Raw genomic sequence first — 13,286 nt, forward strand, 5'->3', positions numbered from 1 at the left:
CCTTCAGCCGGGAAACAGCAAGGGGCCCGCCTCGCGCATGAAGATCTCGCAGGTCTTGGGGCCTACGCCCTTCAATGTCTGCAGGCGCCGCTCGAAATCTTTCCGGTCAGCACTGGCATCACGCAGCCGAGCGAAGCTGCCACCATGTTCCTCCTGCAACCAATGGCAGGCGTCCAGCAAGCGCGTCGCGGTGCTCTCGTCATAACGCCGGTAGTGACCTTCCCCCAGATAGTTGACCAGTTGCTGCCAGCTCAGGTTGAGCAGCTTGCGCGGTGTATCGCGGCCGTATTTGCGATAGAGCACTGACCACGCCTGGGCAGCGATGCTCTGGGAAATGCGCTTGCCGAACAGATAGCTCGCCAGAAACCAGCCGAAGAACGCCTGTTCATCATCCGCGGTGAGGGTCAGGCCGAGGTCGGCCGCCGAAGTCGTCTTGCTCAAGAAGCATCCCTCCCGAGGGTGTATAGCCTAGGGAGAACTCCGAGCAGGCCTGGTTCGAAACCGGCGACGACTGGCAGGCTACTGGCGGATCACCTGGCCGCGCTGCGGTGCGAGTCGCGCCAGCAGGGCATTCTGCGCCCGCTCCGCAATACCCTCGTGCTGCATGGCCAGCTGCAGGTCTTCCACCAGCGCGTTGAAGTCGGTTGGCTGCAGATTCAGCCCTTTATGACTTTCCGCCATGCTTGCCCCGGTATAGCGACAGGGACCACCAGCGTCAGCGCAGAATTTCTGGATCAACTGGCCACGCAGCCGGGCGATGTCGACTCGGACGAAGTAGTGCCGGATTCGGTCATCACGCGCCACATTGAGCAGCATCCCCTCGACGATCCGAGTGATGCCCGGTTGGCCGCCCAGCTCCTGATAGAGCCGATCACCTGAAGGTTGCTGGGGCGTGCACCCCAGCAGCGTCAGCAGCAGGGCCAGCAGTGCCAAGGGGCTCGCCTTCATCAGTAACTCCCCTGCAGCGACAGATAGAGGCCCTGCTGATGGTCGAGGGTGGCGATCTCACCCAACCAGGCGTAGGCCAGCACCACCGATAGATGCTTATTGGGGAAGTAACCGACGAAGGTATCCACCCAGTCGCTCTCCCCGGTGAAAGACAGATTGTGCGGCTTCTGGCGATATTCCGCCCCAGCCGCCCAGCGCGGATTGAAGAACACCGCGGCCGAGCCTTCCTTGAGCCACTGACGATGATCGTTGCGATCGCCACCGAAGCCCAGCAGACCCATCTCGTTGGCGCGGCTGTATCTGAGTCCGGCATTGACCAGCAGGTTGTAGCCGAAGGCACCGCCCAGAAACAGCCGGCTGGCGCCCAGGTAGCCTTCGACGTCGCTGTCGCGGCGGGCACCCACCGCGGCAGGAATGGCGAAATCGCGCTGGTGCTTGTACTGGATGCCCAGCGCCAGCTGTGGCAACCGGTCATAGATCAGGTCACCGGCGAGACGCACCTTGGCGCCGACGACGTCCTGGCTGAGGCTGTCCTCGGCAAGGTTCAGGCGCCGGCGCAGGGTCGGCATCTCCAGTCGCTGCCGCGCGTAGGACAGTTCCACTCGATTGTCGTAGGCCACCGCTGCGCCCGCCACATCCAGGCGGTAGTCACCGGTCCAGACCCGCGTGGCGAAGGCCGTCGCGCCGGGCTGACCGCTTTCCCCGTAGCCACCAATCACCGCCCAGGGGGTAATGCCACCGCCTGCCGCGCCTTCCAGACTGCTGGCCCCGCCGGTGGCCAGCAACTTGCCGCCATCGGCCTGTGCCCCCGCGGCCAGCAGCAACAAGCCAACGCCCCAGGCACGGGTCACGAGAGCAGCTCCGCCGCCGGTACGCTTTGCCGCTCCATCCAGGCTTCGAACTCCGCGGCAGGCACCGGGCGGCTGATGTAGTAGCCCTGAATCACATCGCACCCCCAGTTGCGCAACAGGGCCAGCGCCTGCGCCTCTTCGACGCCCTCGGCAACCACCTCCAGGCCCAGGTTGTGGCCCATTTCGATGGTCGAGCGGACGATGACGGCATCGTCATTGTCCGGCGCCAGTTCCTTCACGAAGGACTGGTCGATCTTCAATTCGTCCACCGGCAGCCGCTTGAGGTGAGCCAGGGATGCCTGGCCGGTCCCGTAGTCATCCACCGACAGCCTTATGCCCAGGATGGACAGCCGGGTGAGCAAGGCGATGGCAGCCTCTGGATCGGCCATGATGGCGCTCTCGGTGATCTCGAAGGTCAGTTGCCGCGCCGAGACGCCGGCGTCATCCAGCCAGCCGATCACCCGCTCGGGCAGGCGATTATCGGCCAGGTCGACGGCGGAAACGTTCAACGACACCTTCACCTCGCGTCCCTGGGTCTGCCAGAGCGCCAGCTGCCGGATCGCCGCCTGGATCACCCAGCGGGTGAGGCCGGCCATGCTGCCGCTCCGCTCGGCCAGGGGAATGAACTCGCCCGGCGAGACCATGCCCAATTCGGCATGGCGCCAGCGCAGCAGGACCTCGGCTTGATAGGGGCCGCTGCCATGCAGGGCGATCTTGGGTTGGAACACCAGCATCAATTCGCCCCGCTCGCCCGCCAGCGGCAGATCGTGTACCAGCTGCAGCCGTCGCTGCTGGGCCGCATCCCGACCTTCATCATAGACCCGCAGGCGATCCGGCATATGGCCGGCATCGAGCATGGCGCTGCGCGCCCGCTCGATCAGCTGGGTCGGGTCGTCACTGTGGCGCGGATACTCGGCGAGGCCGATGCGGCAACTGAGGCGGAACAGCTGCCCTTCCCACTCGATCGGCTCCGCCAGCGACAGCCGCAGCTGCTCAGCGAGTCCCACCGCGCCCTCCAGCCCCATGCGGCAGACCTGAACGAGAAACTCGTCGCCCACCGGGCGCGACACGCAGCCACGACCGGCCAGCAGGACCTGCGCCCGTTCGGCTACCATCCTGAGGATCCGGTCGCCACCAGCCACCCCGGCGGACTCGTTGATCGCCTGGAAGCCGTCCAGCCCCAGGTACAGCAGCGACACCTGGGACTGGCTAGCGATGAAGACCCGCAGTCGTTCCTCGGCCAGGATGCGATTCGGCAGCCCGGTCAGGGCATCGTGCAGGGCGTTGTGCTTGAGTCGCTGCTCACGCTCGGCGATCCCCTGGCGCATGTCCTCGAGCACCTGCGCCAGCTGGCCGAATTCGTCCTGCCGCTGTACATCCACCTTGACCCCATAGTCGCCCTGGCCGATCCGCCAGGACACCACGGACAGCTGACGCAGCGGCTGGACCAGATTGCGAGCCAGCCACAGCGCGCCCAGCAGGGCTGCCAGCAGCGCACCGCAGGCGATTAGCGCAAGCTGCCTGAGCAGGGGTTCGAACTCGGCCAGGGCCACGTCGAGGGAACGTAGCAGATAGACGTAGACCGGGCTGTCGCGGGTACCCAGGGCCAGGCGCTTGACCTGATAGAGCCGACCGGCCAGCGTCATCTGCCAGGTATCGCCCCCTTTGGTTGAACTCGTCAGCTCCTTCACCAGCAACCGCCCTTGCTCGTCCGGCAGCGTGCTGGCCATGATCGTAGCTTCGCCAAGAAAGACCACGTCCAGGTTGATCAGCGAGCGAAACTCCCGGGCCATGGCCTGATCCATGACGAAACTCATCACCACCTGGGCAATGGGCAGCGGCGCCCGCACCGGAACGGTGACCCGCAATTGGGGCAAGCCGGTACCTGCCAGCACGCAGCTGCCGTCATTGGCCGCCGGTGCCGACGCGGGCAGACGCTCGCCCTCGCTATGGGCCGCAACGGTGCTGGCGATCAGTCGACCGTCCATATCCAGCAGATAGGTATCGCCCGCGCCGACCCGCGCGCCATGGTTGGCCAGCACCGACCTCAAGGTCGGCACATCGCCATTGGCCACCGCATCGCGAAAGCCGAAGTCGGCGGCGAGCACGCGCACGGCATCGTTCAGCCGGCGGCAACGACCGTCCAGCACCTGGCGGAACACCCGGGCGCCGGTGTCGAGCTGATCGTAGGACTGACGGATCGCACTGGCCTCGGTGGCGGCCTTGACCGTCAGATAGACCAGGGTGATCACCACCAGCATCAGCAGGAAGAGGCTGCCGGCGATGCGGGTCTGGAAACTATGGATGAGCTTCATCGTGCGCCGCCTTGTGGAAGGCGTCCTCGAATGCCGTGTTTGCCGGTTCTGCGGACTGAGGCTTCGGCTGGACCGCCAGCTGGAGCGCCAGGGTCACGGGCTGCCCCTTTACGTCCAGGTCGGGCTGGGCCACTTCCTGCTTGTCACTGAGGTCGGGATGCCAGAGCGCCAGCCGATAATGACCCTCCGGCGCCTCCAGCCGCGCCTGACCCTGACTGTTGGTCACGGCGGAACGTCCCGCAGCGGTCACATAGATGTAGCCCACCATCCAGTCGTGGATGTTGCAGCCGACCACCACCACGCCGGGCTGGTCGAATACCACCGGCGCGCTGGGAATGCCGTGATACAGCGGCAGCTCGAAGTGCTTGGGCGAGGAAAAGGAATAGACCTGGTGACGGATATCGTCGGAATTGGGAAAGCTCACCGCCGTCCCGGCAGACACGGCCAGGACATGGGGCACGAAGCGACGATTCTGCTGGTCGATGGCCGCCGGACGCCGCTCGGGGACCAGGCCCTGTCCTGACAGCATCACCACCGCATCGACCAGGGGCGCGCCCTGGCTATCAGTTACCTGGACCTTGATCTCCGCCGCCTGCGCGGTCCCCAGCCCCAAGGCCAACAATCCCGCCACTACCCGTTGCTTGTTCACCCACTGCTCTCCACCGCGTGACCTTCGGATCTCTCGCCGGCTTCGCGGCGTGACTTCAGCTTTAGCGGCAGTCACGAACGAATCTTTATCGTGGCAGAGCCTTCTCGTTTGCCCGGTCGTCGCACTTCGAGTGGTACCTGGCGGTCAAGAAGGACAGGTCCATGCCTGCGTTGAAAAAGCGGCGCCCTCGCCCCATGTTGGCTTCACATCCAAGCCCAAGGTACGCCAATGAGCGATCAGGACAATCAAGCGGACATCCTCAGCGAAGAAGCCGGCCAGACCGGTCTGGTGCTGCCTGGCCAGAATCTTCCCGACAAGCTTTACGTCATCCCCATCCACAACCGGCCCTTCTTCCCGGCACAGGTCCTGCCGGTCATCGTCAACGAAGAGCCCTGGGCCGAAACCCTGGAGCTGGTGGCCAAGACCGATCACCACTGCCTGGCGCTGTTCTACATGGATCAGCCGCCCGAGGATCCCGAAGGCTTCGATCCCGACCAGCTCCCTCAGCATGGCACCCTGGTACGTATCCACCATGCCACTCGTCAGGACGGCAAGCTGCAGTTCGTCGCCCAGGGGCTGTCGCGGGTACGCATCCGCGGCTGGCTCCGTCGCCAGCGCCCGCCCTATCTGGTGGAAGTCGAACACCTGCGCCCCAACCCCGATCCCAGCGACGAGGTAAAGGCCTACGGCATGGCGCTGATCAACGCCATCAAGGAGCTCTTGCCGCTCAATCCACTCTACAGCGAAGAGCTGAAGAACTATCTCAACCGCTTCAGTCCCAACGATCCCTCGCCGCTGACCGACTTCGCCGCCGCCCTCACCACCGCCCCAGGCGATGAACTGCAGCAGGTGCTCGATACCGTGCCCATGCTGCAACGCATGGAAAAGGTCCTGCCGCTGCTGCGCAAGGAAGTCGAGGTCGCTCGCCTGCAGAAGGAGCTCTCCGCCGAGGTCAATCGCAAGATCAACGAACGCCAGCGCGAATTCTTCCTCAAGGAACAGCTCAAGCTGATCCAGCAGGAGCTGGGCATCACCAAGGACGATCGCAGCAGCGATATCGAAAGCTTCCGTCAACGGTTGGAAGGCAAGCTCCTGCCCGAAGCAGCGCAGAAGCGTATCGACGACGAGCTGAACAAGCTGTCCATCCTCGAAACCGGCTCGCCGGAATACGGTGTCACCCGCAACTACCTGGACTGGGCCACCGACCTCCCCTGGGGCGTCCATGGTCAGGACAAGCTCAATCTCAAGCACGCACGCAAGGTGCTGGATCGCCACCATGCCGGGCTCGACGACATCAAGAACCGCATCCTCGAATTCCTCGCCGTGGGTGCCTTCAAGGGTGAAGTAGCCGGCTCCATCGTGCTGCTGGTGGGCCCGCCCGGCGTGGGCAAGACCAGCATTGGCAAATCCATTGCCGAATCCCTCGGCCGCCCCTTCTATCGCTTCAGTGTCGGCGGCATGCGCGACGAGGCGGAGATCAAGGGTCACCGACGCACCTACATTGGCGCCATGCCCGGCAAGCTCGTCCAGGCCCTGCGCGACGTCAAGGTCGTGAACCCGGTCATCATGCTCGACGAGATCGACAAGATGGGCCAGAGCTACCAGGGCGATCCGGCCTCAGCGCTATTGGAGACCCTGGATCCGGAACAGAACGTCGACTTCCTCGACCACTACCTGGATCTGCGCCTGGATCTGTCCAAGGTGCTGTTCGTCTGCACCGCCAACACCCTCGACTCGATCCCCGGCCCCCTGCTGGATCGCATGGAGATCATCCGCCTTTCCGGCTACATCGCCGAAGAGAAGCAGGCCATCACCAAGCGCCATCTCTGGCCCAAGCAGCTGGACAAGGCTGGGGTACCCAAGGATCGCCTGACCCTGACCGACAGCGCCCTCAAGGCGCTGGTGGAAGGCTATGCCCGCGAGGCCGGCGTGCGCCAGCTGGAGAAGCAACTGGGCAAGCTGGTGCGCAAGGCGGTGGTCAAGCTCATCGAGGAACCCAAGCTCAAGATCAAGATCGGCGCGTCGGACCTCGAGGACTATCTGGGCAAGCCGCCCTTCCGCAAGGAGCAGCTGCTGTCCGGGGTCGGTGTCATTACCGGCCTGGCCTGGACCAGCATGGGCGGGGCCACCCTACCGATCGAGGCGACGCGCATCCATACGCTGAATCGGGGCTTCAAGCTCACCGGCAAGCTGGGTGATGTCATGAAGGAGTCCGCCGAGATCGCCTATAGCTACGTTACCGCGCATCTCAAGGACTTCAAGGGCGATCCGAACTTCTTCGACCAAGCCTTCGTTCACCTGCATGTCCCCGAAGGCGCCACCCCGAAGGACGGGCCCAGTGCCGGTATCACCATGGCCTCAGCCCTGCTGTCACTGGCTCGCAACCAGGCCCCGAAGAAGAACGTGGCCATGACCGGTGAGCTGACCCTGACCGGCCAGGTGCTGCCCATCGGCGGGGTACGGGAAAAGGTCATCGCGGCACGGCGGCAGAAGATCAGCGAGCTGATCCTGCCAGAGCCTAACCGTGGTGACTTCGAGGAGTTGCCGGCCTATCTCAGGGAGGGCCTGACCGTGCACTTCGCTCGCCGCTTTGCCGACGTGGCCAAGGTGCTCTTCTAGTCTAACCGTTCGACCTCTTGGGGTATGCTCTGCGTTTTGCCGTCATACCCTGGAGGTTCCCATGTCCCCGCGTCTTCTGTTCTGCAGCTGCCTGTTGCTGGCCGGTTGCAGCAGTACCCAGCCGAGCGGCAACCTGGTTCTCGGAGATGACAGCGACTGCACGCCGCTGGCCATGCATACCGGCCAGGAACTGACCCTGACCCTGCCCAGCGACCCTACCAGCGGCTACCGCTGGGCCATCCTCCAGCGCAGCGACAACCTCAGGCAGCTCGGCCCGGAAGTCTTCCGCGAAAGACGCCAGGACCAGGGCGGCATCGGTAGCGCCGGCCAGTCCCTCTGGCGTTTCCGCGCCGAGAGCGCCGGCAGCGCCCACCTCGAACTCCAGGCCCGCCAACCCTGGGATGCCGAGGCCGAGCCCCAGGCGCGCTTCGACTGCCGCATCGAAATCCGCTAAAGCCGCGTCCCGCACTACCTGCCGGGGGTACAATGCCCCCTTTCGATTTTCCAGGTACCGCCCATGAGCGAAGCCGACCGCCTGTTCGCGTCGCCGCAGCCTCCTGCCGACTTCACTTTCAACGAAGATGTAGTGCGTGTCTTTCCCGACATGATCAAGAGATCCGTGCCGGGCTACCCCACCATCGTCGAAAACCTCGGCGTCATCGCCGCGCGCTTCGCCCAGCCCAACAGCCGTCTCTACGATCTTGGCTGTTCCCTTGGCGCCGTCACCCAGGCACTGCGCCGCCATGTCCGCGTCGAAGGCACCCGCGTGGTAGCCATCGATAATTCCTCCGCCATGGTCACCCGCTGCCGCGAATACCTGAGCGCCCAGGATTCCATGCATGAGGAGTTGCTACCGGTTGAGGTGGTGGAAGCCGACATCCTTGAGGCTCCGCTCGAAGCGGCTTCGGTGATCGCGCTCAACTTCACCCTGCAGTTCATCCCACCGGAACAACGGCTGGACCTGCTCAGCCGCCTGCGTGCCAGCCTGCTGCCCGGTGGCGCCCTGCTGCTGTCGGAAAAGATCCGTTTCCCGGAAGCGACCAACCAGGAGCTGCTCAATGGCCTGCACCTGGACTTCAAGCGTGCCAATGGCTACAGCGAACTGGAAATCGCCCAGAAACGTACCGCGCTGGAAAACGTCATGCTGACCGACACCCTGGACGAACACCGGGCGCGCCTGCAGGCCGCCGGCTTCGCCACCGTCGTCCCCTGGTTCCAATGCCTCAACTTCACCTCCCTGATCGTCCTGCCATGACCCAACCGGCCTATCTCGCAACACTGCAACAGGCGCTGGCAGATACGCCACTGGCCCCCTGGTCTCGAGACCTCGAAGGCGTTCTTGCCGCCAAATACGCGCGCGGCCATGGCGACCTCCAGCGCTGGCAAGCCGGTGTCGATGCCTTGCCCGACATCAAGGTGGAAGGCGTCGAGCTGCATGAGACCGTGCGCCTCGATGGCACTCCATCGATGGAGCAACAGCAGGCGCTGCGCGAAGCGCTGCTGCAGCTGCGGCCCTGGCGCAAGGGCCCCTTCCAGTTGTTCGACGTACACCTGGACACCGAATGGCGTTCGGACTGGAAATGGGATCGGGTCGCCCCCCACCTGGATCTGCAGGGTAAGCGTGTCCTAGACGTCGGCAGCGGCAACGGCTACTACCAGTGGCGCATGCTAGGTGCTGGAGCCGGCCTGGTGATAGGTGTCGATCCCAACTGGCTCTTCCACTGCCAATTCCAGACCCTGCGCCGCTATCTACCCGAGCTGCCCACCTGGCACCTGCCGCTGACTCTGGAAGAGCTGCCACCATTGGAAGGTGGCTTCGATACGGTCTTTTCCATGGGCGTGCTCTATCACCGTCGCTCGCCCATCGACCATCTCCTGGACCTGAAGAACTGCCTCGACAGCGGTGGCGAGTTGGTCCTGGAAACCCTGGTCGTCGACGGCGATGCCACTACCGTCCTGGTACCCGAGGACCGTTACGCTCAGATGCGCAATGTCTGGTTCCTGCCCTCTGCTGCCGCCCTACAACTCTGGCTGCAACGCGCCGGCTATCGTGACATCCGTCTGGTGGACCTTACCTCGACGACTGTGGACGAACAGCGCTCCACGGAGTGGATGGGCTTTCAGTCACTACCCGACTTCCTCCATCCCGAGGATCCCAGCCGCACCGTCGAAGGCCTTCCCGCCCCCTTGCGCGCGACCCTTATAGCTCGCAAACCCTGAACGCAAAAAGCCCGGCACATGCCGGGCTTTTTATTGCTCTGTTATTTGATCTCGTAACGCTGCCGTAGATTGGGCTGAGCACAGCGAGGCCCAACATCCAGCTATATGATCAGGGCCATGGCGGTCCGCCGATGCGGCCGCTCCTACGGTATGACTTCCTGTAGGAGCGGCCCATGGCCGCGAGGGCCACAACAGCCCGGCGTAGCCGGGCTGTTTTTGCTTTTGCTCTTGCAGACCTCAAGCCGCACCTGATCCAGCAAGCGACACTTAAGCCTCAGCTGCACGGCTTCTAGGCCCCTCCCCCCTGGGAGAGGGTTAGGATGAGGGCAGCCTCAACCGCATGGCTTACCAGCTTTCCAGCTTCCGCCTGCAGGCCCCTCCGCCCAAGTCCCTTGGCACTCCCGCCAAAACTTTTCCCGCCCCAAAGGCAACACCCCCGCCAGAATGAACTGAGCGGGGGTGCTGGGTGTTAGGCGCTTGACGATGACCTACTCTCACATGGGGAAACCCCACACTACCATCGGCGATGCATCGTTTCACTTCTGAGTTCGGGAAGGGATCAGGTGGTTCCAATGCTCTATGTTCGTCAAGCAATTCGGTTGGCTGGCCAGGCGATGGGGCTGCCTGGCTGGCCCAATTGGGTCTGTGATTGAAGTAGACAATTCGTCTTGGGTCTTGCGAACCCACGCGCCTGTTTTCGGCGTCGTCTTCCTCACGCTCTGACCTGCGGTCAGATTGTTTGGGTGTTATATGGTCAAGCCTCACGGGCAATTAGTATCGGTTAGCTCAACGCCTCACAGCGCTTACACACCCGACCTATCAACGTCGTAGTCTTCGACGGCCCTTTAGGAAGCTCAAGGCTCCAGTGAGATCTCATCTTGAGGCAAGTTTCCCGCTTAGATGCTTTCAGCGGTTATCTCTTCCGAACATAGCTACCCGGCGATGCCACTGGCGTGACAACCGGAACACCAGAGGTTCGTCCACTCCGGTCCTCTCGTACTAGGAGCAGCCCCTCTCAAATCTCAAACGTCCACGGCAGATAGGGACCGAACTGTCTCACGACGTTCTAAACCCAGCTCGCGTACCACTTTAAATGGCGAACAGCCATACCCTTGGGACCGGCTTCAGCCCCAGGATGTGATGAGCCGACATCGAGGTGCCAAACACCGCCGTCGATATGAACTCTTGGGCGGTATCAGCCTGTTATCCCCGGAGTACCTTTTATCCGTTGAGCGATGGCCCTTCCATACAGAACCACCGGATCACTAAGACCTACTTTCGTACCTGCTCGACGTGTCTGTCTCGCAGTCAAGCGCGCTTTTGCCTTTATACTCTACGACCGATTTCCGACCGGTCTGAGCGCACCTTCGTACTCCTCCGTTACTCTTTAGGAGGAGACCGCCCCAGTCAAACTGCCCACCATACACTGTCCTCGATCCGGATAACGGACCAGAGTTAGAACCTCAAGGTTGCCAGGGTGGTATTTCAAGGATGGCTCCACGCAGACTGGCGTCCACGCTTCAAAGCCTCCCACCTATCCTACACAAGCAAGCTCAAAGTCCAGTGCAAAGCTACAGTAAAGGTTCACGGGGTCTTTCCGTCTAGCCGCGGATACACTGCATCTTCACAGCGATTTCAATTTCACTGAGTCTCGGGTGGAGACAGCGCCGCCATCGTTACGCCATTCGTGCAGGTCGGAACTTACCCGACAAGGAATTTCGCTACCTTAGGACCGTTATAGTTACGGCCGCCGTTTACCGGGGCTTCGATCAAGAGCTTCGCTTGCGCTAACCCCATCAATTAACCTTCCGGCACCGGGCAGGCGTCACACCCTATACGTCCACTTTCGTGTTTGCAGAGTGCTGTGTTTTTAATAAACAGTCGCAGCGGCCTGGTATCTTCGACCGGCATGAGCTTACGGGGTAAACCCTTCACCCTCACCGGCGCACCTTCTCCCGAAGTTACGGTGCCATTTTGCCTAGTTCCTTCACCCGAGTTCTCTCAAGCGCCTTGGTATTCTCTACCCGACCACCTGTGTCGGTTTGGGGTACGGTTCCTAGTTACCTGAAGCTTAGAGGCTTTTCCTGGAAGCATGGCATCAACCACTTCTCCTTCTAAAAGAAGGATCGTCATCAGTTCTCGGCCTTAACTGTCCGGATTTACCTAAACAGTCAGCCTACCACCTTAAACTTGGACAACCATCGCCAAGCTGGCCTAGCCTTCTCCGTCCCCCCATCGCAGTAACTAGAAGTACGGGAATATTAACCCGTTTCCCATCGACTACGCCTTTCAGCCTCGCCTTAGGGACCGACTCACCCTGCGTCGATTAACGTTGCGCAGGAACCCTTGGTCTTTCGGCGTGCGAGTTTTTCACTCGCATTGTCGTTACTCATGTCAGCATTCGCACTTCTGATACCTCCAGCAAGCTTCTCAACTCACCTTCACAGGCTTACAGAACGCTCCTCTACCGCATCACCAAAGGTGATACCCGTAGCTTCGGTGCCTGGTTTGAGCCCCGTTACATCTTCCGCGCAGGCCGACTCGACTAGTGAGCTATTACGCTTTCTTTAAAGGGTGGCTGCTTCTAAGCCAACCTCCTAGCTGTCTAAGCCTTCCCACATCGTTTACCACTTAACCAGGACTTTGGGACCTTAGCTGACGGTCTGGGTTGTTTCCCTTTTCACGACGGACGTTAGCACCCGCCGTGTGTCTCCCATGCTCGGCACTTCTGGGTATTCGGAGTTTGCATCGGTTTGGTAAGTCGGGATGACCCCCTAGCCGAAACAGTGCTCTACCCCCCAGAGTGATACATGAGGCGCTACCTAAATAGCTTTCGAGGAGAACCAGCTATCTCCGAGCTTGATTAGCCTTTCACTCCGATCCACAAGTCATCCCCTGCCTTTTCAACGGAAGTGGGTTCGGTCCTCCAGTCAGTGTTACCTAACCTTCAACCTGCTCATGGATAGATCGCCCGGTTTCGGGTCTATTCCCAGCGACTAGACGCCCTATTAAGACTCGCTTTCGCTACGCCTCCCCTATTCGGTTAAGCTCGCCACTGAAAATAAGTCGCTGACCCATTATACAAAAGGTACGCAGTCACCCAACAAAGTGGGCTCCCACTGCTTGTACGCATACGGTTTCAGGTTCTATTTCACTCCCCTCTCCGGGGTTCTTTTCGCCTTTCCCTCACGGTACTGGTTCACTATCGGTCAGTCAGGAGTATTTAGCCTTGGAGGATGGTCCCCCCATATTCAGACAGGGTTTCTCGTGCCCCGTCCTACTCGATTTCATTGATAAGAGCGTTTCGCGTACAGGGCTATCACCCACTATGGCCGCACTTTCCAGAGCGTTCCGCTACTCTCAAATCAACTTAAGGGCTGGTCCCCGTTCGCTCGCCACTACTAAGGGAATCTCGGTTGATTTCTTTTCCTCAGGGTACTTAGATGTTTCAGTTCCCCTGGTTCGCCTCTTAACCCTATGGATTCAGGTTAAGATACCTAGCTTATGCTAGGTGGGTTTCCCCATTCAGAGATCTCCGGGTCACAGGTCATTTGCCACCTCACCGAAGCTTATCGCAGGCTATCACGTCTTTCATCGCCTCTGACTGCCAAGGCATCCACCGTATGCGCTTCTTCACTTGACCATATAACCCCAAGCAATCTCGCCGGCGTCACAAGGACGCTA

At 61.5% G+C, this 13,286-nt stretch carries 9 protein-coding genes and 2 rRNA genes; 4 read left to right on the forward strand and 7 right to left on the reverse strand.

Annotation, left to right across the window (positions count from 1 at the left end; genetic code table 11):
* Positions 1 to 3 precede the first annotated feature (3 nt).
* The 5 genes from APT59_RS16895 to APT59_RS16915 all read right to left on the reverse strand — a co-directional run bounded on the left by APT59_RS16895 (position 4) and on the right by APT59_RS16915 (position 4,763).
* A complete protein-coding gene (locus tag APT59_RS16895) occupies positions 4 to 441 on the reverse strand; it encodes a hypothetical protein (RefSeq protein ID WP_059315916.1) in 438 nt (145 codons plus the stop codon).
* A 78-nt stretch (positions 442 to 519) separates the two neighbouring features.
* Positions 520 to 948: a group I truncated hemoglobin gene (locus APT59_RS16900; protein WP_059315917.1), complete on the reverse strand. Its 429-nt coding sequence runs from the start codon at positions 946 to 948 to the stop codon at positions 520 to 522.
* Complete coding sequence (locus tag APT59_RS16905) at positions 948 to 1,799, reverse strand: DUF3034 family protein (protein ID WP_059315918.1); 852 nt, start codon at positions 1,797 to 1,799, stop codon at positions 948 to 950. Before APT59_RS16905 ends, APT59_RS16900 begins: the two co-directional genes overlap by 1 nt.
* Positions 1,796 to 4,114 carry a putative bifunctional diguanylate cyclase/phosphodiesterase gene (locus APT59_RS16910; protein ID WP_059315919.1) on the reverse strand — a complete coding sequence of 773 codons (2,319 nt, stop codon included), beginning with the start codon at positions 4,112 to 4,114 and terminating at the stop codon, positions 1,796 to 1,798. The genes APT59_RS16905 and APT59_RS16910 overlap by 4 nt, the downstream gene beginning before the upstream one ends.
* Positions 4,098 to 4,763: a methylamine utilization protein gene (locus APT59_RS16915; RefSeq protein ID WP_082696378.1), complete on the reverse strand. Its 666-nt coding sequence runs from the start codon at positions 4,761 to 4,763 to the stop codon at positions 4,098 to 4,100. The genes APT59_RS16910 and APT59_RS16915 overlap by 17 nt, the downstream gene beginning before the upstream one ends.
* Positions 4,764 to 4,991: 228 nt before the next feature.
* Between APT59_RS16915 and lon the strand changes: the two genes are divergently transcribed.
* From lon to cmoB, 4 genes are all read left to right on the forward strand, one after another.
* Complete coding sequence (gene lon, locus APT59_RS16920; RefSeq protein ID WP_059315920.1) at positions 4,992 to 7,382, forward strand: endopeptidase La; 2,391 nt, start codon at positions 4,992 to 4,994, stop codon at positions 7,380 to 7,382.
* 61 nt (positions 7,383 to 7,443) lie between these two features.
* Positions 7,444 to 7,836, forward strand: a complete 393-nt coding sequence (locus tag APT59_RS16925; protein WP_059315921.1) for a protease inhibitor I42 family protein — start codon at positions 7,444 to 7,446, stop codon at positions 7,834 to 7,836.
* A gap of 63 nt (positions 7,837 to 7,899) precedes the next feature.
* Complete coding sequence (cmoA, locus tag APT59_RS16930) at positions 7,900 to 8,637, forward strand: carboxy-S-adenosyl-L-methionine synthase CmoA (protein WP_059315922.1); 738 nt, start codon at positions 7,900 to 7,902, stop codon at positions 8,635 to 8,637.
* The gene (gene cmoB, locus APT59_RS16935; protein ID WP_059315923.1) at positions 8,634 to 9,602 is read left to right on the forward strand and encodes a tRNA 5-methoxyuridine(34)/uridine 5-oxyacetic acid(34) synthase CmoB; all 969 of its coding nucleotides are present in this window, start codon (positions 8,634 to 8,636) and stop codon (positions 9,600 to 9,602) included. The genes cmoA and cmoB overlap by 4 nt, the downstream gene beginning before the upstream one ends.
* A 475-nt stretch (positions 9,603 to 10,077) precedes the next feature.
* On the opposite strand, the gene rrf is transcribed toward cmoB, so the two are convergent.
* Together rrf and APT59_RS16945 are read right to left on the reverse strand one after the other, a co-directional pair.
* Positions 10,078 to 10,193, reverse strand: a 5S ribosomal RNA gene (gene rrf, locus APT59_RS16940).
* Between the two features lie 159 nt (positions 10,194 to 10,352).
* A 23S ribosomal RNA gene (locus tag APT59_RS16945) occupies positions 10,353 to 13,245 on the reverse strand.
* Positions 13,246 to 13,286 lie beyond the last annotated feature (41 nt).

The sequence above is a fragment of the Pseudomonas oryzihabitans genome, from assembly GCF_001518815.1.
GTDB lineage: Bacteria > Pseudomonadota > Gammaproteobacteria > Pseudomonadales > Pseudomonadaceae > Chryseomonas > Chryseomonas oryzihabitans_E.

Excerpts from the sequence above, each read along its gene's own strand:
- APT59_RS16900 (WP_059315917.1), bottom strand. The coding sequence starts at position 948 with ATGAAGGCGAGCCCCTTGGCACTGCTGGCCCTGCTGCTGACGCTGCTG.
- APT59_RS16910 (WP_059315919.1), bottom strand. The coding sequence starts at position 4,114 with ATGAAGCTCATCCATAGTTTCCAGACCCGCATCGCCGGCAGCCTCTTC.
- lon (WP_059315920.1), top strand. The coding sequence starts at position 4,992 with ATGAGCGATCAGGACAATCAAGCGGACATCCTCAGCGAAGAAGCCGGC.
- APT59_RS16925 (WP_059315921.1), top strand. The coding sequence starts at position 7,444 with ATGTCCCCGCGTCTTCTGTTCTGCAGCTGCCTGTTGCTGGCCGGTTGC.
- cmoA (WP_059315922.1), top strand. The coding sequence starts at position 7,900 with ATGAGCGAAGCCGACCGCCTGTTCGCGTCGCCGCAGCCTCCTGCCGAC.
- cmoB (WP_059315923.1), top strand. The coding sequence starts at position 8,634 with ATGACCCAACCGGCCTATCTCGCAACACTGCAACAGGCGCTGGCAGAT.